The sequence below is a fragment of the Pseudoclavibacter helvolus genome (genome assembly GCF_014191305.1).
Lineage (GTDB): Bacteria > Actinomycetota > Actinomycetes > Actinomycetales > Microbacteriaceae > Pseudoclavibacter > Pseudoclavibacter helvolus.
In genome coordinates, this window is sequence record NZ_JACHWJ010000005.1 from 341114 (window position 1) to 356958 (window position 15845).

At 68.9% G+C, this 15845-nt stretch carries 17 protein-coding genes; 7 read left to right on the forward strand and 10 right to left on the reverse strand.

Annotated features, from left to right (window positions below; all coding sequences use genetic code 11):
• Positions 1-87: 87 nt before the first annotated feature.
• Positions 88-1185 (reverse strand): polyprenyl synthetase family protein, encoded by a 1098-nt coding sequence (locus tag FHX72_RS16340; protein ID WP_183626487.1) that lies wholly within the window; start codon positions 1183-1185, stop codon positions 88-90.
• Between the two features lie 103 nt (positions 1186-1288).
• Entirely contained in the window at positions 1289-2017 is a 729-nt protein-coding gene (locus tag FHX72_RS16345; RefSeq protein ID WP_068478363.1) for a class I SAM-dependent methyltransferase, read from the reverse strand.
• 94 nt (positions 2018-2111) lie between these two features.
• Here FHX72_RS16345 and FHX72_RS16350 point away from each other — a divergent pair, with 94 nt between their 5' ends.
• Together FHX72_RS16350 and FHX72_RS16355 are read left to right on the forward strand one after the other, a co-directional pair.
• Entirely contained in the window at positions 2112-3380 is a 1269-nt protein-coding gene (locus FHX72_RS16350; protein WP_235812649.1) for an isochorismate synthase, read from the forward strand.
• Complete coding sequence (locus FHX72_RS16355; protein WP_338110157.1) at positions 3373-3912, forward strand: ASCH domain-containing protein; 540 nt, start codon at positions 3373-3375, stop codon at positions 3910-3912. The genes FHX72_RS16350 and FHX72_RS16355 overlap by 8 nt, the downstream gene beginning before the upstream one ends.
• On the opposite strand, the gene FHX72_RS16360 is transcribed toward FHX72_RS16355, so the two are convergent.
• Entirely contained in the window at positions 3909-4760 is an 852-nt protein-coding gene (locus FHX72_RS16360; RefSeq protein ID WP_183626489.1) for a PPK2 family polyphosphate kinase, read from the reverse strand. The two genes, FHX72_RS16355 and FHX72_RS16360, sit on opposite strands and share 4 nt — an antisense overlap.
• A gap of 96 nt (positions 4761-4856) precedes the next feature.
• On the opposite strand from FHX72_RS16360, the gene FHX72_RS16365 reads away from it, so the two are divergent.
• Complete coding sequence (locus FHX72_RS16365) at positions 4857-5066, forward strand: antitoxin (protein WP_183626491.1); 210 nt, start codon at positions 4857-4859, stop codon at positions 5064-5066.
• Between the two features lie 71 nt (positions 5067-5137).
• On the opposite strand, the gene FHX72_RS16370 is transcribed toward FHX72_RS16365, so the two are convergent.
• Positions 5138-5623: an acyl-CoA thioesterase gene (locus FHX72_RS16370; protein WP_183626493.1), complete on the reverse strand. Its 486-nt coding sequence runs from the start codon at positions 5621-5623 to the stop codon at positions 5138-5140.
• Between the two features lie 122 nt (positions 5624-5745).
• Between FHX72_RS16370 and FHX72_RS16375 the strand changes: the two genes are divergently transcribed.
• On the forward strand, positions 5746-6351 hold the full coding sequence (locus FHX72_RS16375; RefSeq protein ID WP_068493872.1) for an LppP/LprE family lipoprotein: 606 nt from the start codon (positions 5746-5748) through the stop codon (positions 6349-6351).
• 28 nt (positions 6352-6379) lie between these two features.
• Here FHX72_RS16375 and menD read toward each other — a convergent pair whose 3' ends face one another.
• Positions 6380-8215 (reverse strand): 2-succinyl-5-enolpyruvyl-6-hydroxy-3-cyclohexene-1-carboxylic-acid synthase, encoded by a 1836-nt coding sequence (gene menD, locus FHX72_RS16380; RefSeq protein WP_338110158.1) that lies wholly within the window; start codon positions 8213-8215, stop codon positions 6380-6382.
• Positions 8208-8768: a PLDc N-terminal domain-containing protein gene (locus tag FHX72_RS19215; RefSeq protein WP_068478370.1), complete on the reverse strand. Its 561-nt coding sequence runs from the start codon at positions 8766-8768 to the stop codon at positions 8208-8210. The genes menD and FHX72_RS19215 overlap by 8 nt, the downstream gene beginning before the upstream one ends.
• 117 nt (positions 8769-8885) lie before the next feature.
• Here FHX72_RS19215 and FHX72_RS16385 point away from each other — a divergent pair, with 117 nt between their 5' ends.
• Positions 8886-9335, forward strand: a complete 450-nt coding sequence (locus FHX72_RS16385; protein WP_183626497.1) for a DUF4229 domain-containing protein — start codon at positions 8886-8888, stop codon at positions 9333-9335.
• On the opposite strand, the gene FHX72_RS16390 is transcribed toward FHX72_RS16385, so the two are convergent.
• Positions 9332-10312, reverse strand: a complete 981-nt coding sequence (locus FHX72_RS16390) for a 1,4-dihydroxy-2-naphthoate polyprenyltransferase (RefSeq protein ID WP_183626498.1) — start codon at positions 10310-10312, stop codon at positions 9332-9334. The genes FHX72_RS16385 and FHX72_RS16390 overlap by 4 nt on opposite strands.
• Before the next feature lie 159 nt (positions 10313-10471).
• Between FHX72_RS16390 and FHX72_RS16395 the strand changes: the two genes are divergently transcribed.
• On the forward strand, positions 10472-11473 hold the full coding sequence (locus FHX72_RS16395) for an SGNH/GDSL hydrolase family protein (protein ID WP_183626499.1): 1002 nt from the start codon (positions 10472-10474) through the stop codon (positions 11471-11473).
• Between the two features lie 106 nt (positions 11474-11579).
• On the opposite strand, the gene FHX72_RS16400 is transcribed toward FHX72_RS16395, so the two are convergent.
• The 3 genes from FHX72_RS16400 to FHX72_RS16410 are packed head-to-tail and all read right to left on the reverse strand — an operon-like array spanning position 11580 to position 14490.
• On the reverse strand, positions 11580-12944 hold the full coding sequence (locus tag FHX72_RS16400) for an AMP-binding protein (RefSeq protein ID WP_338110159.1): 1365 nt from the start codon (positions 12942-12944) through the stop codon (positions 11580-11582).
• A 40-nt stretch (positions 12945-12984) separates the two neighbouring features.
• Positions 12985-13896 carry a 1,4-dihydroxy-2-naphthoyl-CoA synthase gene (locus FHX72_RS16405; RefSeq protein ID WP_068478380.1) on the reverse strand — a complete coding sequence of 304 codons (912 nt, stop codon included), beginning with the start codon at positions 13894-13896 and terminating at the stop codon, positions 12985-12987.
• Positions 13897-13953: 57 nt separating this feature from the next.
• The gene (locus FHX72_RS16410; RefSeq protein WP_183626500.1) at positions 13954-14490 is read right to left on the reverse strand and encodes a hypothetical protein; all 537 of its coding nucleotides are present in this window, start codon (positions 14488-14490) and stop codon (positions 13954-13956) included.
• A 298-nt stretch (positions 14491-14788) separates the two neighbouring features.
• On the opposite strand from FHX72_RS16410, the gene FHX72_RS16415 reads away from it, so the two are divergent.
• Complete coding sequence (locus FHX72_RS16415) at positions 14789-15787, forward strand: o-succinylbenzoate synthase (RefSeq protein WP_183626501.1); 999 nt, start codon at positions 14789-14791, stop codon at positions 15785-15787.
• The last annotated feature ends 58 nt before the right edge of the window (positions 15788-15845 follow it).

The following is a 15845-nucleotide window of genomic DNA, read 5'->3' on the forward strand; positions in this document are numbered from 1 at the left end:
CTCCAAGACGGGTTCGGGGTGGAGGCGCGCTAGGTGTTGTCCTCCGGAAAGGAATCAGGGGGTGAGCTGTCCAAGCGGACGGCTCGGTCAGCGATCGCGGCTGACGACCTCCGCGGCGAACCGCTCGAGGGCGTTCTTCGCCGGGCCTGCCTTGAGCGGCCGAAGCGCCTCGACGGCGAGCGTCACCCAGTTCTGGGCCTCGTCGACGGTGAGCTGCGTCACGCGGTGCTCCCGGAGCTCGGTGATGATGCCAGAGATCTCTTCCTCGCTCGCGCGAGTCTCCTCCGGCTGCTCATTGACGCCGGCAACACGGGTACGGATGCGCTCCAGCAGGTCGCGGCTCGCCTCGTCGGTCGCGGCCTGACGCTCGAGGAGCAGAACAGGCAGGGTCTCGACGCCGGCACGCAGGTCGGTGCCCGCGAGCTTCCCCGTCGTGGCTGGGTTCTGCTGCAGGTCGATGACGTCGTCGGCGAGCTGGAAGGCGACACCGACACGCTCGCCGTACTCGGCAAGCGCCGCGACGACCGCTTCCGGCGCGTTCGAGATGATCGCGCCGAACTGGGCAGCGGCGGAGATGAGGGAGCCCGTTTTGTCTGCGAGAACACCGACGTAGTGGTCGATGCGGTCAGCATCCGGCGCCGGCCCCGTCGTCTCACGCATCTGACCGAGCACAAGTCGCTCGAAGATCGTCGCCTGCAGACGAACGGCGCGAAGGCCGAGCTCCGAGAAGAGCAGGCTCGAGCGCGCGAAGAGCAGGTCGCCGGCGAGGATCGCGATGGAGTTGCCCCACTGCAGGTGAGCGGCGGCGACGCCACGGCGCAGCTCAGCCTCGTCCATGACGTCGTCGTGGTACAGCGACGCGAGGTGAGTGAGCTCGACGGCCGCGGCGGCCGTGATGACGTCGTCCGAGCCCGGCGTCTCACCGAACTGCGATGCGAGCACGGTGAGCATGGGGCGCAGGCGCTTGCCGCCGGCGTTGAGCAGGTAACGGGCGGTCACGTCGGCGATCTCGTCGGCGTACTGCACCTCGGCGCGGAGACGAGTCTCGACCGCGGCCAATCCAGCGTCGAGACGCTCGCGCAGCACGTCGGACTTCGGACCGTCGAAGAGGTCGTCGGTTCCGCCAGGCACCACGGTGCTTCGCGCCTCACGGCGCTGTTCGGTCTTGGGGAGCTCCACGCTCATGTCTCCTGGTGGTTCAGGTGTCCCGCTCGAAGGGAAGCCTCCGGGCGAACTGGGTTGGGGGTTCAGGCCGGCGTCTTGCCGGTGGCTGCTGGTGCGCTTCTCCTTAGCTGGAGGAGCTGCCTGCCTCGGCAAGCGGGACGAATCCCTTGTGCAGCGCAACAACACCGGCGGAGAGGTTGCGGTACTTGACCCGCTCGAAGCCCGCCTCGCGCAGCCAAGACGCGAGTTCGCGCTGAGCCGGCCACGCGATGATCGACTCGTTCAGGTACGTGTAGGCCTCGGGGTCGCTGCTCACGAGCTTCACGATGCTGGGCATCGCGAGCTGCATGTAGGCGCGGTATCCCGTGCGGATGAGGGCCTGCGGAGGCGTCGAGAACTCGGCGATGACGAGGCGCCCGCCCGGCTTCGTGACGCGCAGCATCTCCTGGAGCGCGACCTTCGGCTGCTGCACGTTGCGCAGTCCGAAGCTCACGGTCGACGCGTCGAAGGTGTTGTCCTCGAAGGGGAGCTTCGTGGCGTCACCCTGCACGAACTCGATGTTCGGGTTCGCCCCGTGGATGCGCTTGCCCTCTTCGATCATGCCCGCGGAGAAGTCGAGGGCCGTGACCTTGGCGCCGGCGTCGGCGAGGACCTTGCTGACCGTTCCGGTGCCCGCGGCGACGTCGAGGATCTTCTCACCCGGCTGCGGGGCGATCGCGTGGCGCGTCTGCACGCGCCAACGCGGCGCGTTGCCCATGCTCAAGATGTCGTTCGTCTCGTCGTATTTCTTGGAAACACGGTCGAACATCGACGACACTTGCTCGGGTCGCTTGTTCAGGTCGGCTTTTGTCACCAGATCATCCTACGTTGCGGCGCACGTCTCGCCCTGGCCGCATTCAGGCGGACCGCAGGGGCGCCCCTTCCTCGCCGGGTTTAGGCTTGCGGTCGTGCCAGCTGCCAACACCCCCCGCCTGCGCGCACGGACGATCGAGGTGCCAGATCCGGGCGATCTCCTCCGTTTCGCGTCGTCGAGCTCTCCCCTCGTCTGGCTCCGTCAGGGCGACGGCCTCGTCGCGACGGGAAGTGCCTGGCGAGGTGAATTCGCGGGCGAGACGCGCATCCCAGACTCCGCGGCCGCGTGGCGAAGCGTCGTCGAGGCCGCCGAGATCAACGACGCCGTCGAGGCGACTGGCTCCGGCCTCGTCGCGTTCGGGGCGTTCGCCTTCGCGGCAGAGTCTGGGGCGCCCAGCGTCCTCGAGGTTCCACAGCTTGTCATCGGACGGCGTGGCTCTGTCGCCTTCGTGACGGCGATCACCGCGGACGGCTCCGAGCCGAAGCCCCGCCTACCCGAGGTTCAGGGATTCGGAGGCGTCGACGCGGCCGCGGTGCTCGAAGACGGCATCATGACGGCCGATGAGCACCGCCGTGCCATCGACCGAGCGCTCGACCTCATCCACACTGGCCACCTCTCGAAGGTCGTTCTGGCACGCGAGCAGCACGGGACCCTCCCCGCTGGCGCCGACCGCCGCCGCCTGATCGCACGACTCGCTGCCGCGTATCCCGAATGCTGGACCTACGCGGTGGACGGCCTCACGGGCACCAGCCCAGAGACGCTCGTTCGGGTCCTCGAGCGCCAGGTCTCCGCCCGCGTGCTCGCGGGAACCGCGCCTCGAGGCGGCGACGAGGAGGCCGACGCTCGCGCAGAGGCGCGGCTCCGCCACAGCGAGAAGAACCTCGCCGAGCATCGCTACGCCGTCGAGAGCGCCCTCGCTTCTCTCGAGACCCTCGACACGCACGACGATCCCGGCACGGGGCTCACGAGCAGCCGCATCCCCTTCACCCTCAAGCTGCCGAACCTCTGGCACCTGGCAAGCGATATCCGCGGCACCCTCCCCGCGGGCGTGACGGTGCTCGACCTCGTGGACGCACTGCACCCGACGGCAGCGGTCGGCGGCACCCCGACGGACGCGGCCCTCGACGCGATCCTCGCCCTCGAGCCATTCGACCGCCTGCGCTACGCGGGCCCCGTCGGCTGGGTTGGCGCGGGCGGGGACGGCGAGTGGGCCGTCGCGCTCCGCGGAGCGGAGATCAACTCGAGCGGCACGATCACGGCCTTTGCGGGTGGCGGCATCGTCGCCTCCTCCGACGCGTCCGACGAGTACCGCGAGACGCAGCTGAAGTTCCGCCCGATCGTGGAGGCGCTCCGCGGTGACTGAAGCCAGCAACGCCAACAGTAACGAAGCGCTCGGACGCACCGAGCTCCCCGGAATCGACCGTGCGGCCGCGGCCGCACTGTGGGAGGACTACCGCGCGGCCTTCCCGGGGGCCTTCGCAGCGGCACCCGAGTACACGGCCGAGTTCTTCGGCGACAGCGTCGAGCTTGCTGACGAACTGCTTGCGCTTGTTACCTACGGCCCGAAACGGGCCACTGCCGCCCTCGTGGTGGAGTTCGCCGAGGAGGGTGAGCTGCTCCCTCGGGTCGGCTCGCACTGGATCGCGTGTGACGGGCGGGGGAAGCCCGCGGTTGTCATCCGCAGCACCGAGCTCCGCATCGGCACCTTCGACAGCGTCGACGCGGCCTTCGCGTACGACGAGGGCGAAGACGACCGCAGCCTCGAGAGCTGGCGCCGGGAGCACTGGCGCTATTGGGAGCGCACCCGCGCGGCCGTCGGACGCGAGTTCACGCCGGAGCACGAGGTGGTCTTCGAGCGGTTCAGCGTGGTCTGGCCACCGGAACTCGCAGACTAGGCGCTCTCCGCCAGACGCTTCTTCTCGGCCTCGACGTCGAAGTCGGCCGCCGGCCACTGCAGGTCGAAGCCGCGCAGCGCATCCAGCAGCAGACCCTTCACGACGAGCCTCGAGAACCACTTCTTGTTGGCAGGCACGCAGTACCACGGAGACGTCTCCGTCGACGTGCGCCGCAGCGCGATCTCGTACGCCTCCTGATACTGGTCCCAGAGCAGTCGCTCGTCGATGTCACCGGGGTTGTACTTCCAGTACTTGTCGGGCCGGTCGAGCCGTTCCGCGAGACGCGCGCCCTGCTCCTCCTTGGAGATGTGCAGCATGACCTTGATGAGCTTGGTCCCGGATGCTGCCAGTTCGTTCTCGAAATCGACGATCGCCCCGTAGCGTCGCTCGATTTCCTGGGGCGGCGCAAACGAGCGCACTCGCTGGATGAGCACATCCTCGTAGTGAGAGCGGTCGAAGACGCCGATCTTGCCCGCTGACGGGAGCTGCTTGCGGATGCGAACGAGGAAGTCCTGCTCGCGCTCCTCGGCGGTCGGCGCCTTGAACGACGCGATCTGCACTCCCTGGGGGTCGACCCCTCCGATGACGTGACGGACGATTCCGCCCTTGCCCGAGGTGTCCATACCCTGCAGGAGGAGGAGCACGGATGGCGCCTCGAGCCCGGCGCGCGATGTCGCAAACATGCGCTCCTGGAGTTCCGCGATCTCGTCGTCGTGCTCGGTGAACAGCGCCGCAGCGTCGGCCTTCTTCCCGCTGAAACCGGGAGTCGAGCCGGCGTCGACCGAGCTCAGATCGAAGTCGGGGGTAACGCGCAGCACTGCTGCGTCTTCGGTAGTGAAGTGAGGCATGAGAACAGGCTAACGCCACAAACTGACGCTAGGCTTTGGCTCCGCGAACGGCTTCCACGACGGAGCGGGGGCGTCGCTCAACAGAGGGAGAACCACATGGGCATCGAAGATCTCACCGGCAAGGCGCAGGAGTTCCTCAAGGAGCCGCGCGTCACCGAGGCGCTCAAGAGCGAGCAGGCAGAAGACATCAGCGACAAGATCCTCGACGGCGCTGCTGACGCCGTCCAGAAGGCGACTGGCGACAAGTTCACCGACCAGGTTCAGGGCGCGCGCGACGCCGCCGACAAGGCGGTCGGCAACCAGTAGCTCGACCTCAGCAGTTCACGAAGGGCGTTCGGGAGACCGGGCGCCCTTCGTCGTTCGCACGACGCGGTGCGCTATTCGCCTGCTCGAGGAACGGCGATCGTGCCTGTCTTCGGGTGCGTCGTGGGCATCCGGTCCCTGGCGTACGTGATGCTCGAGTAACCGTGGGGTTCCGGCACACCGTCGTCGCCGAGGCTGACGAACACGATCTTCTCGATAGAGAGGATCGTGCGGCGCGTGATCATGTTGCGCACGACGGCCCGCATCGTCATAGAGGTGCGGCCGAAATGCGTGGCGACGAGTCCCATCTCGATGAGGTCGCCCTGCTCCGCTGACGCCTCGAAGTTGATCTCCGAGATGTACTTCGTCACGCATCGGTAGTTACCGAGCTGGATGATGGCGTAGATCGCAGCCTCTTCGTCGATCCAGCGCAGCAGGCTGCCGCCGAAGAGCGTCCCGTTCGCGTTCAGATCTTCCGGTCGCACCCACTTGCGGGTGTGGAAGTTCATGTCGCCCTCCGCCGCGGCGAGGGTCTCTGGATTGGTGGATGAGGGGGCCATCGTTCCTCCGCGGTCTCGTGGTCAGCGTATCGAGCCAGTCTAGGTCCTGACATTCACTCTCTCGGGCTGCGCCAAGCCCAGGTGGCTAGCCTGCAGAGACGTCGACGGAGGGGGCACCAGTCATGCGATTCTCACGGTCCGCGCGCGCATCCACGGCCATCGCGGCTCTCGCCCTCGCCGCTCTCGGGTTGAGCGGATGTGCAGCCGCCGCAGCCCCGGAGGCCACCGGCAGTTCTCCGGCTGCGACCGTGACCGTGACCGCAACGGCCGCGACGACGCCGAGCGCCCCTGAATCGCCAGCACCAGAGACGGGGACCGCCTGCACCGACTCGACGCAGGCGGCGGTCCTCGAAGACACCCTTCCCCAAGTCGCGGCATACCCCGACTTCCCCGACGTGCCGTGGGTGGCGGCCGACCCCGACCGCGAGACCTGGGACTCATGCGCGCCCCTGTCCTACGCGGTCGCCACGCTTGAGGGTGGAACGGCATCAACGCCGAACCACATTCTGCTCTTCCACGGCGGCCAGTTCATCGGGACCGCGACGGCTGACGCGTATGGCTTCTTCCCCGGAGTCCAGCAGCTTTCCGACACGGCGATCACCGTGACCTACCGCTACCCGCTCCCCGGCGAACCCAACGCGGCTCCGACAGGCGAGGCCGTGGCGACGTACGCGTGGGACGAGGCAACGCAATCGGTTGTCATGGACGGCGACCTCCCGCCGGTCTAGGCAAACGGCAGGGACCGCCCGCCGATGATCAGCCGCGGGGCAGCGGCACCTCGATGAGCACGCGCTCGTGTTCGCGCGAGACGAGAGCACGCTCGAGGTCTGCGCGCGTCGCGGCGCGGCAGTAGCTCCAGCCGTACGCCGTCGCGAGCGCCTCCAGATCGACCGCGGCAGGCGTGTAGAGCACCCTCGAGTGCGCCTCGACGCTTGCAGTGCGAGCGACCTCGAGATCGTCGAAGATTGTGCCCCCGCCGTCGTTGCCAACGATGAGCTGCACGCGAGGCGCCCACTCGCCGCCCTGACCGACCAGGAGCGACGACGCGTCGTGCAAGAACGTCAGGTCGCCGATGAGCGCGCGCGTCACGCCGCCCTGCGCCGAGACTGGGCCGGCGAGCTGGCTGCCGACCGCGATGCCGAGCGTCGTCGCGACGGTGCCGTCGATGCCCGCGAGCCCGCGGTTCGAGTGCACGCGGATGGGTTTGCCCGCGACGCGCGCGTCCAGCACGCGGATGAGCGTGGAGGCGCCGAGCACCAGCCGGTCGTGCGGCCATGTGGCGCTCCACACGGCGTCGACGAGCATGCGCCTGTCGACCTTCGTGCGGGCGACCGCCAGCTCCTGCCTCGCGAAGCGGCTGCGCACCGCCTTGTCGCTCGAGCGCGAGGCCTCGATGTCTGGAGCAGGAGTGCGCTCGGCCTCCGCCTCGACGATGTCTCGGCTCGCGAGCACCCACTCCCGGAGCCAGGCGCGGGACTCGGCACGAGCATCCGAGTCCCCAGCAGGCACCGGATGCACGAGCACGGCATCAACATGCGCCGCGACCGCACGCCCGGGGTTGTACGTTTCGCCGCCCGTGGGTCCCACAACGACGGCGTGCACCCCCTCGCGCGCGATGAGATGCGGCACCTCACGGCTAAGCGTCGGGTGCCCGAACACAAGCACGCGCTCAACCGAGTCGCGCAGGTCGGGGCGCGGGGAACCTGCGCCGAGCAGCTGACGGTACGCGAGCACGAGGTTGCGCCCGAAGCGCGACCCGCTCGTCGCCTCGGCGATGAGCGGCCAGCCCCCCTCGTGGGCGACCTTCTCTGCCTCTGGACCGGCCGCGGCACCCGCGATGACGATCGTCCGCGGCCACGCTGTCGCATCGATCTCGAGCACGTCGGCCGGCGGCGATACCTGCTCTGCTCCAGCGCTCCCGACCGGTTCGACGCCAGCAGCCCACTCGTCCAGCCGCGGCACCGCAACGCTCAGCGGGTCGCGGAACGCGAGGTTCAGATGCAGCGGGCCCGAGGCCGAGGCGGCACGCAGCGCGAGGTTCTCCGCGAGCGACGCTTCCGCAGGCGACCCGATCGGCGCATCCACCGTCTCGAACGGAATGCTCGGACCGAAGATGCCGGGTTGAGTTGTCGCCTGGTTCGCGCCGATGCCAAGGAGTTCCTCGGGCCGGTCGGCGGTGACGGCGACAAGCGGGAGGCCCGCGTGGAAGGCCTCGAGCATTGCGGGGTGCAGGTTCGCGACGGCAGTGCCGGACGTCGTGATCACGGGGACCGCGCGCCCCGTCTCGGCGGCGAGGCCAAGCGCGAAGAATCCGGCGGAGCGCTCGTCAAGGCGCACGTGCAGGCGTACCGCGCCGACGCGCTCCAGCTCGGCCCCCACGAGCGCGAGCGCCTGCGAGCGGGAGCCAGGGCAGACCACAACATCGGTGACGCCGAAACGCACGAGGCCGCCGAGGAAGTCCACGCTGTAGTCGGTAGCCGGATTGCCGGTGCGAGGCAGCGGAGCTGGCTCCGTCGATACGACAGGCGCCTCAGCACCCGGTGTTGGGCGGTGAGAGTTGGGAGCTTCGGAGTCGACGTGCCGCTCAGGCACGAGGCGACCCGTCGCCCTGCGTCCTGTCGTCCTTGTGCTCGATCGGCTCTTCGTCGTGCTCGGCGTCGGTTGCTTCACCCTTGCGCGGCTTCTTGCCGCGGGGCTCAGGCTTGGACGCCTTGTCTGCCTTGGAGGTCCTGTCGCCGTTCGCGGGCTCGTCAGCGGCGTCCTCGAGGGCCGTCGCTGCACCGCCATCGCTGACGGGACCCTTCGGCGCCGAGGCAGGGAACTCGACGTCGTCGAGGGCCTTCAGCTCCTCCTCGAGCTTACGGATGCGTTCCTCGCTGTCGGACTCGATGCCAATCGAACGGAGGAAGGTCTCGTCGTCGTCCGGAGTGGTCTGGATCGGCCTCGATGCCGCCGCGTTGCCGCGGACCTTGCCGAAGAAGAGCCACAGGAGAGGGCCGACCACAGGGACCAGCAGCACAACAACAACCCAGACAGGCTTCGGGAGGGCGCGAGTGCGCTTTGTGTCCGTCATCGCGCAATCGACCACGGCGAAAATGGTCACCGCGACGACGATGACTGCGGCAGTAATGAGGAGGCGAGACATGGTCCCCCGAGGATACGCGACTTGCCTCCGCCCGACCTGGTGATGCCTGCGCTCTCCGCGAACCTATTGCGAACCGACTGCGAACCGTGCGCATCCACCCGCTCGTAGACTTGAGGGATGAACTCGAAGCGCGCCTGGCTCGTCTATACCGTCATCAGACTGCTCGCGTTCGCGGTGCCCTTCGCGGTTGTCATGCTGGCTCTGCCCGATTGGCAGTGGAACTGGCTCGCCGGCGCGGCCGTCGGCGCCATCATCAGCGCCTGCATCTCGGTGATCTTCCTACGCGGTACGCGCCAGCAGATGGGGGCGGACCTGCAGCGTCTCAGTGAGCGCAAGGACTCGCGCACCGCTGACGACAAGGACGAAGACGCGGCTCTCGACACGACCGAGAAGGTCTCGCCGACCGAAGCGGAAGAGACCGAAGCGGAACAGACCGAAGCGGAACAGACCGCGGTCGAGCCGAGCGAGGCGACGAAGACCGACGCCGACGCCGACGCCGACGCGACCGACGCTGACCCCTCTGAGGAGCCGAGCGCCGACGGAGCGCCCTCCGCTCCGCAGCGTTAGCGCACGTACCCGCTGAAGACGATGCCGAGCCCAAGCAGGAGGGCGTAGGCAAGGGTCGCGAAGCTCGTCAGCATGAGGGCGAGGATGAGCTCCTTGGGCTTGCGGGCCGTCGACGCGATGAGCACGGCAGGAGCGGCGAGCAGCAGCGCGAAGAACGTGAAGATCGCGTTGCGGTACGAGATGGCGAAGAGGATCGCGAGCACAAACGGTGCCAGCGTGAAGACACCGAACAGCCAGCGCGCGACAACCGGCCCGACGAGCACCGCGAGCGTGCGCTTCCCGGCGAGGCGGTCCTGCTCGATGTCGCGGATGTTGTTGACCATGAGCACGGCGCAGGCGAAGAGGCCGACGGCTGCCGCCATGATCCACACGTTCGTGGAGACGCTGCCGATCTGCACAAACGTCGTGCCGGCCGTTGCCACGAGGCCGAAGAAGACGAAGACGAACACCTCGCCGAGCCCCGCGTAGCCGTACGGGCGCTTGCCGCCCGTGTAGAACCAGGCGGCGAGGATCGCGGCCGCGCCAACGGCGAGCAGCCACCAGTGGCCGGACGTGATGACGAGGAACAGGCCGGCAAGGGCGCCGAGACCAAAGAAAATGAACGCGACGAGTCGCACGCGCTTCGGGTCAACGAGGCCGGAGCCCGTGAGGCGGGCCGGTCCCACGCGATAGGTGTCGGTGCCCCGGATGCCGTCGGAGTAGTCGTTGGCGTAGTTCACGCCGATCTGCAGGCACAGGGCAACCGCGAGGCACGCGAGTGCGCGCACCCAGTGGTACTCGCCGGGCGCCCCGTCGACGATGGCGCCCGCCGTGCCGAGCAGCACGGGGGCGATCGCGAGCGGGAGCGTGCGCAGGCGAGCGCCGGAGATCCAGGCGCGCGCATCCAGCTTGCGCACCTCACTCGCCTTCGGCCGAGGCCGCTGCGTCGGGTTCACTCGCTGCTGCTTCCGCTGCTTCTGCTTCTGTTTCTGCGCCACGGAGCGATTCTAGAGGGCCGCGGGAGTGCGCATCCCTGCGACGACGGCCGAGAACCAGAGAAGCGGCCTCGGCAAGCCATTCCCATGACGAACGGATGCGTGCAATATGAATGCAGCGACTCCCCCAGCTCCGAGCAACGTCCGTTTCAAAGGAGAACCATGACTTCTCGCTCTGGATCACGCCTGCGCGCGGTCACCGTCGGCCTAGCCGCTGCGGGCATCACTTTGCTCGCGTCGCCCGTCGCCTACGCCGCACCCTCAGGCGATGGCTCGGCCGACGCCGTCGCACCCGAGTACGTGGCCCTCGGCGACTCCTACTCCGCCGGGTTCGGGCTCGTGCCGTTCAGCGATGAGCCAGCGGCTGGGTGCTTCCAGGCGCTCGCCAACTACCCGCACCGCATCGCCGAGTCGCTCGGCCTCACGCTCGACGCAACCTTCGCGCTCATCGCCGAGAAGGCGCCGAACGCCGACGTCGTGGTCGTCGGCTACCCCGCCATCACGCCGAACGCCGCGAACACGCCAGCCAGCGGATGCTTCACTCCCGCTGTCACGCCGTCGGGGTTCACCGAGAACTCGTTCCCGTTCACCGACGTCGACACCGCCTACCTGCACGAGACCGAGGCTCGCCTCGACGCAGCCATCAAGACGGCGGCTGAACTCAACGGCGCGACCTTTGTGTCAACCTTCGAGAAGACCGCGGCCAACTCGGCCTGCTCGACGACCGAGCCCTACGTGAACGGCATCACCCTCGAGGCCAGCGCCGGGACCCCGAGCACACCAGGCACCTCTCTCAAGCTGGGAGCCCTGCACCCCAACGAGGCCGGCGTCGCCTACCTCACCGAGACCGTCGGCGCAGAGCTGCGGGGCATCCTCGAACCGGGCACGCCAGAGCCGACGCCAACCGACCCCACTACAACCGAGACCAGCACGCCGACGCCGACCGGGACAGCCGGGCCGACCGGTGAGCCGACTGCAACCGCGACGGCAACAGCAACAGCTACTGCAACCGCGGTCCCCGCGGCCGGCGGTGAGACGCCCCCTGGCTCCCTCGCGACGACCGGCGGCGAACCGATCGCGCCGCTCATCATCGCCGGAGTGCTTGTCCTCCTCGGCGCCGGCCTCGGCACGACGATGCTGCTCCGGCGCCGCTCGGGCAGCTGAGCACCTCGCTGCCTGCGTTACCAACCCCCGAGCATCCGCCACAGGTTGGAAACGCGGGCAGCGAGCGCGGCCGCGGCGACGGCTCCGGGGTATGCCGAGCCGAGGGTCAGGTGAGGGTGCGGACCATGCGTTCGAGCGCGCGTCGGTCTGGCTTGCCGCTCGCGAGGTGCGGGATGCGCGACACCAGAACCAGCACCGCCGGACGCGCCGCCCGACCGGCCCCGGCGGTCGCCGCGCGCACCTCTGCCCAGCGCACGTCCGCGGTCAGCTCGCGAGCATCCACGAGCACCGCGCCGCTCTTGTCGTCGTGAATGCCCTGCTCCGTCGGGTCGTTCCGGCTGCTCTGCGCCGCGGGCGCGCCAGACTGACCCTTGTTCGGGCCCCAAGCTGCGCTCTCGACGACCAGGGCAGGCACCTGCCCCCACTTCTCTGACGGCGCCGCAACAACAACCGCGCCCTCAAGACCGCGAAGCTGACGGACGATGCCCTCGACTCGGTCGAGGAGCACCTTCTCACCCCCGGAGACGATGACATTGTCGAGCCGCCCCGTGACCACGAGCCGCTCGCGGCCAGTGCCCTCGTCGAGCTCGAGGCGCCCGCCGTCGCTTGTGCGATACCAGCGCTCGCCACCCTCTTCGATAAAGGAGGCCGCCGTCCGGATCGGGTCGCCCAAGTAGCCGGAGGCGAGCACCGGCCCCGTCAACTGCACCTCGCCGGCGCGGATGCGCACCTTGACGCCGTCGAGCGGCTCCCCGTTGTAGAGGCTCCCCCCGCTCGTCTCGCTCGAGCCGTAGCTCGTCGCGAGGTTCCAGCCGAGGGCCTTGGCCCGCGACCGAAGCGCTGACGGCAGCGACTGCCCGCCGACGAGGATCGCGTCGAAGCGGGCGACGGCCTGTGCGACGTCGCCGGTGCCGGCCTCCGAATCGGCCGCGTCGAGCAGACGCGCCAGTTGCGCGGGCACGAGCGACACGTAGCGCCGGTCGGCGGTCAGCTCGCTGGCCGCACGAGCGAACCCTTCAGCCGTGAAGTGCTCATCGCCGAGCACCACCGGCTCGGTGTCCGCGAGGATCGACCGCATCAGCACCTGAGCGCCGGCGACGTACGACGCCGGCAGGGTCAGCAGCCACTGACGGGTGGGGTCGGCCGGCTGCCCGTCGCTGAAGAGCTCATCGAACCTGGCGTACGTCGCCGCGGCGGACGCGCGCAGGGCGGCGGCGCTGAGCATGACGCGCTTCGGCTCCGCAGTCGACCCGCTCGTCTCAATCACCAGCACCACATCGCTCGGCACGAGGCCGAGCGACTCGTCCGAGTTCCGAGAGGGAGAAACCGGCACGGCGCCCGCCGTCGGCAGCACGGCAGGGCCGCCGCCGTTCAGCGCGCGAACGAGCGCCTCCGTGACGACAGCCGGGTCACGCGCATCCACTCGGATCAGCGGACGAACACGCTCGCGCTTCAGCTCGGCCGCGTTCACGGCTCGACGCTCGCCGACGCGACGAGCAGCTGGGACTGCGCTAGAACTGCCACGGGAACGGCGACCAGTCCGGCTCGCGCTTCTCCAGGAACGAATCGCGACCCTCGACAGCCTCGTCCGTGCCGTACGCGAGGCGGGTGGCCTCGCCGGCGAACACCTGCTGCCCCACGAGGCCGTCGTCGACCGCGTTGAACGCGAACTTCAGCATGCGGATAGCCGTCGGGGACTTCGTCAGGATCGTCTCGGCCATGCGCACGGCCTCGACCTCCAGCTCCGCGTGCGGCACAACCCGGTTCACGGTGCCCATCTCCATGGCCCGATCCGCCGAGTACTCCTCTGCGAGGAAAAACACCTCGCGAGCGAACTTCTGCCCGACCTGCTTCGCGAAGTAGGCAGAACCGTAGCCCGCGTCGAACGACCCGACATCCGCATCCGTCTGCTTGAACTTCGCGTGCTCACGCGACGCGATCGACAGGTCGCAGACCACGTGCAGCGAGTGTCCGCCGCCAGCCGCCCAACCGGGAACGACCGCGATGACAACCTTCGGCATGAAGCGGATGAGCCGCTGCACCTCGAGGATGTGCAGGCGCCCGTTTCGGGCCGAGTCGATCGTGTCTCGCGTCTCGCCGTCGGCGTACTTGTAGCCGTCGCGGCCGCGGATGCGCTGGTCGCCACCAGAGCAGAACGCCCAGCCGCCGTCCTTCGGGCTCGGCCCGTTCCCCGTCAGCAGCACCACGCCTATACGCGGGTTCATGCGCGCGTCGTCGAGGGCGCGCGCGAGCTCGTCGACCGTCTGCGGCCGGAACGCGTTGCGAACCTCGGGACGGTTGAACGCGACGCGGGCGATACGGCCCGTCACGTCCTGGTGGTAGGTGAGGTCGGTGAGCTCCTCGAAGCCGGGGACGGTGCGCCAGCGCTCGGCGTCGAAGAGTTCGGAGACAAAGGCAGTCATGCCACAACGCTAACCGACTCGCGGCCGATCACTCGCTGGGGTTCGCCCGACAGCGACCTACCAGAGCGGTGGTGCGACGGGCAGCGTGCCGCCGTTTGCCATGAGCTGCACAAGCGTGTTGCCGACGAGCCAAGCGGGCGGAGCGCCGAACGGCAGGCCGAGGATGAGGGCGAAGATCGCCGCGCCTCGTGCGCTGTTGAAGATGATGCCCCAGAGCGCAAGCGCGATCGTCAGGAACCCGGCGATACCCGCCGTCAGCAGCCACATCTCGATCTCGAACTTGCGGTCGATGCCAAACAGGTTCGAGGCGTAGAAGACCACGAACACGTCGGCGAGCACTGTGATGAGCACTCCGAGCAGCGCCCAGTGACCGGCGGACCAGCGTCGCGGGTTGAACGCGATCTCGTACCAGGTGCGCTGGACAACCGTCCCGTGCCGGTGCTGCGGCTTGTCGAAGCCTGACCTGTCGCCAGCCGAGACAAGGCGAGTGGGCCGTCGCGCCTCAGGCGCAGCCCCCAGGAGGCCGTCGTCGAAGTCCTCGTCGGCCGGCGGCGGGCTGAAGCGAGGTGCGGGGCTGGAGAGATTCGTAGACATAGGGGTTTCACGTCCGGTGTGACCGATCGATGACTCAGCCTAGCGCGATCCGGGCGAAACGCGTCCAGCTCTCCTGGGAGCTCTCGAGATCGATTCCTGATCCCGGGACTCGCGCCTCACCTCGGGCCTCATCCTTGATCTCGGGATGGGTTCCTCAGATCTCGGGATGGCTTCCTCACCTCGAGATGGGTTGCAAGCCATCCCGAAGTGAGGAAGCCATCCCGAGACGCTGGGCTAGACGACGCGACGCGGTGAGTGGGTGAGGCGGGGCAGCAGGGCAGCGCGAGAGAATGGGCGGATGCAGCTGCCCGAGATCGACGAACTCCTCGCCCGCACGCACATCGTGACGCTTCCCCTCGTGACGAGGTTCCGGGGCGTTGAGGCGCGCGAGGTTGCGATCATCCGAGGCACCGTCGCCTGGAGCGAGTTCTCGCCGTTCCTCGAGTACGAGGACGCGGAGGCCGCGAGCTGGCTGCGCGCCGCGCTCGAGTTCGGGTTCGACGCGACCCTTCCGCGGGTCACAGATGGCGAGATCTGGGTCAACGCGACCGTGCCGGCCGTTGACGCCTCCGCACTCGACGGCGTACTGGCCCGCTTCGATGGCTGCCGAACCGCCAAGATCAAGGTCGCCGAGCGGGGCCAGACGCTGGCAGACGACGTGGCCAGGGTTTCCGGCGTCCGCGCTCGACTCGGCGCGGATGCTCGGCTGCGAATCGACGCGAACGGCGGCTGGTCGGTCGACGAGGCCATCGAAGCGCTCCGCGAGCTCTCGCGTTTCGGGCTCGAGTACGCCGAGCAGCCGTGCGCCACGACGGCAGAGCTCGTGGAGCTCCGCCGACGCCTCGTCGAAGCCGGCATCCCGGTGGAGATCGCCGCCGACGAGTCCATCCGCAAAGCGGAGGACCCCCTCGAGGTCGCCCGCCTCGGAGCGGCCGATGTGATCGTCGTGAAGATGCAACCCCTCGGCGGAGTGCGCCGCGCGGCCGAGATCGTCGAGGCCGCGGGCCTGCCGGCGACGGTCTCGAGCGCCCTCGACTCCTCGGTGGGCATCGCGATGGGGGCGCAGCTGGCGGCGGCGCTGCCCGAGCCACGTCACGATGCTGGCCTCGGCACTGCTTCACTGCTCGCGGAGGACGTGGTCGTCGAGCCGCTGCGCCCACGCTCGGGTCGCATCCCGCTCGCCCCCGTCACGGTTGATGAGTCGGCCCTCGAGCGCCTCGCCTCGCCCGCGGAGCGTCAGGAGTGGTGGCGCGACCGCATCCGACGCTGCCACGCGCTGCTCGCCGCTTCGGCCTGAACCGAACGTCCGGGTCTGAACCCCGCAACACACTCCGAAGGTTCGGCGGAGTTACGGC

What these genes read in the sequence shown, in the direction of transcription:
- FHX72_RS16360 (WP_183626489.1), bottom strand. Translation starts at nt 4,760, where the DNA reads ATGCCTCACTTCACTACCGAAGACGCAGCAGTGCTGCGCGTTACCCCC.
- FHX72_RS19215 (WP_068478370.1), bottom strand. Translation starts at nt 8,768, where the DNA reads ATGTCTCGCCTCCTCATTACTGCCGCAGTCATCGTCGTCGCGGTGACC.
- FHX72_RS16385 (WP_183626497.1), top strand. Translation starts at nt 8,886, where the DNA reads ATGAACTCGAAGCGCGCCTGGCTCGTCTATACCGTCATCAGACTGCTC.
- FHX72_RS16395 (WP_183626499.1), top strand. Translation starts at nt 10,472, where the DNA reads ATGACTTCTCGCTCTGGATCACGCCTGCGCGCGGTCACCGTCGGCCTA.
- FHX72_RS16415 (WP_183626501.1), top strand. Translation starts at nt 14,789, where the DNA reads ATGCAGCTGCCCGAGATCGACGAACTCCTCGCCCGCACGCACATCGTG.
- FHX72_RS16370 (WP_183626493.1), bottom strand. Translation starts at nt 5,623, where the DNA reads ATGGCCCCCTCATCCACCAATCCAGAGACCCTCGCCGCGGCGGAGGGC.
- FHX72_RS16375 (WP_068493872.1), top strand. Translation starts at nt 5,746, where the DNA reads ATGCGATTCTCACGGTCCGCGCGCGCATCCACGGCCATCGCGGCTCTC.
- FHX72_RS16410 (WP_183626500.1), bottom strand. Translation starts at nt 14,490, where the DNA reads ATGTCTACGAATCTCTCCAGCCCCGCACCTCGCTTCAGCCCGCCGCCG.
- FHX72_RS16340 (WP_183626487.1), bottom strand. Translation starts at nt 1,185, where the DNA reads ATGAGCGTGGAGCTCCCCAAGACCGAACAGCGCCGTGAGGCGCGAAGC.
- FHX72_RS16365 (WP_183626491.1), top strand. Translation starts at nt 4,857, where the DNA reads ATGGGCATCGAAGATCTCACCGGCAAGGCGCAGGAGTTCCTCAAGGAG.
- FHX72_RS16405 (WP_068478380.1), bottom strand. Translation starts at nt 13,896, where the DNA reads ATGACTGCCTTTGTCTCCGAACTCTTCGACGCCGAGCGCTGGCGCACC.